This window comes from Thermanaerothrix sp., from assembly GCA_026417795.1.
GTDB lineage: Bacteria > Synergistota > Synergistia > Synergistales > Synergistaceae > Thermanaerovibrio.
The window spans coordinates 1-2051 of record JAOACP010000082.1 but is presented as its reverse complement, the minus strand read 5'-3'; the positions used below and the strand labels follow the sequence as shown (position 1 = coordinate 2051).

Below are 2051 nucleotides of genomic sequence, written 5' to 3'. Positions count from 1 at the left end.
CTCGGAGATGTGTATAAGAGACAGGCGAAGTACCGTACAGGGATTACCCATCATCAGAAACCGGAGGACATCCCGATGACCAGTAAGTACGTGCTTGGATATTCGGCAGAAACCGTAAGTGAACCTATTTTGTGGCGCCTGGTTAAAGATTTTGATATCCGGGTAAATATTCTGCGGGCTGAAATTTCTCCTGGACAAGAGGGGAATCTCCTTGTCGAATTTGGGGTTGAAGAAGAAGAAAAACTCTCCCGGGCCCTTTCCTGGCTTGAATCGATAGGGGTAAGCTGGGTTAGTGTTTCAAAGCGCCTTTTCTGGGACGAGGATCGATGCATCGACTGTGGCAGTTGTTCGGGGGTGTGTTTTTCAGGGGCTATTGTGCTGGATAGAAAGGACTGGAAGCTCCAGGTAAACCGGGATCTCTGTGTGGCCTGTGGAAACTGTGTAAAGGCCTGCCCCATGGGATGCTTTACCCTTGATTTTGGGGAAGTCTCATAAACCATGACAAGAGGGCGGCTTTTCCAATAGGTCCCGGAACACCATGGTAGCTGAGGCGCCGTCCCGGAAACAGCCTTTGTGCGGTATACCGGACATACGCCAGGAGGTATCCCCTGTACAGAGAACGATTTTACCGGTTCCCCATGGAAAAGGGCCGATTTTCCTCCCTCACCCTTAAGATAGAAGAAACGGATCTCTGGATTGGCTGGAGGGGGGGGCTATTCCCTTCTGAGCAGGGAGAGGGGGAATCAGCCCACCCCACAGGAATCGCTGAAAAAGATCCGGTAAGATGGAAGGGGGGTGGCCCGCCCGCGGAAAGGGGGGGAACATTTCTTGCAAACCCCTTCGAAGATCATCGTGTCCGTCAGCGAGCAACCCATATCGTACAAGCCTTAAGAAAACACATCCAGGAATACAGTGATACCCACCCCGATTTTCTTTCCAGTTTGGTCCCCCTTCATTTTGATCCAGAGGCACCCCCCATTGTGCAACGGATGCTCCAGGCCGGTCAGGCGGCCGGTGTAGGCCCCATGGCGGCGGTAGCCGGTGCCATTGCGGGACTGCTGGGGGAGGAGCTTACACAGGAATTTACCTTTGATGAATTGGTTATAGAAAACGGCGGAGATTATTGGCTCTGGATTCAGGAGCCGCTGCTTGTGGGAGTGTACGCGGGGCTTTCTTCGCTTTCGGGGAAAATAGCAGTGCGACTACAGCCTTCGGGAAGACCCTGGGGGCTTGCCTGCTCTTCCGGAACCGTAGGGCCTTCCCTGAGCTTTGGCAAAGCCGATGCGGCCATGGTACTGGCCCCCGATGCGGCCGCGGCTGATGCCTGGGCCACCGCCCTGGGAAACCTCCTTAAACGGCAAGAAGATATGGAAGAAGCCCTTTCGTACCTTGCCTCAATGGCCCCTCAGAAAAACCAACCCCAGAAAAACCAGAGGGATGATAAGGAACCTTTATCTCATTTTGAAAGGCCCTCTTCAGCGGCACCGCAAACCCAGAAAAAAGGAGACATCCATGGTGGGCCCCCTTCGTTCTGCACACCTGGAGGGACATCCTCTCTTCTCTTAGAAACACCTTTTGATTGTCTTCCCCAGGGAGCCCTCTGTATCATGGCCGATCATCTTGCCGCATGGGGCAACCTTGAACTGGTTCCCTGGGATGGCTCATGGAAAGACTAAGAACTCTTACTATGCCATCATAAGGGCCCCCTACCAGACCTTTTCAGAGAGGACCGTGAAGAGCTGGCACGTCTTGTTTAACCCTGCATCCAGAAAATCGCAGGGATCTTGCCAAAACGAAGGGGGTGTTTTCTCCATTCCCCTATGGTCTTCATCTCAATTCGCTCATCGGTACCCATGATATCCCGGGCAATACAGAGGCGGGTTGTTTCTTCCAGATGGGACACCAGGTACGCCGCAAGCTGGTCGGTCCTGTAGGGGGTCTCTATCCATCCTACCGAAAGGGCCTCTCGACGGGAAAGGCCTTCCAGATACCGAAGTCGTTTAAGGCGGTCCGGTTCTTTAATGGGCAAATAGCCCTCAAACATAAAACGT

Annotated in this window: 3 protein-coding genes; 2 read left to right on the top strand and 1 reads right to left on the bottom strand. The window is 53.4% G+C overall.

Features of this window, described 5'->3' with window-relative positions; all coding sequences use genetic code 11:
• A partial coding sequence (locus tag N2315_09155) for a 4Fe-4S binding protein (GenBank protein ID MCX7829341.1) occupies positions 1-495 on the top strand: 495 nt, incomplete at its 5' end.
• Positions 496-638: 143 nt separating this feature from the next.
• Positions 639-1676: a UPF0280 family protein gene (locus tag N2315_09150; GenBank protein MCX7829340.1), complete on the top strand. Its 1038-nt coding sequence runs from the start codon at positions 639-641 to the stop codon at positions 1674-1676.
• A gap of 77 nt (positions 1677-1753) precedes the next feature.
• Here the strand turns inward: N2315_09150 and N2315_09145 are convergent.
• On the bottom strand, positions 1754-2051 hold a 298-nt coding region (locus N2315_09145; protein ID MCX7829339.1), incomplete at its 5' end, for a hypothetical protein.

Coding starts and splice junctions, on each gene's coding strand:
- N2315_09150 (MCX7829340.1), top strand. CDS start 639: ATGGAAAAGGGCCGATTTTCCTCCCTCACCCTTAAGATAGAAGAAACG.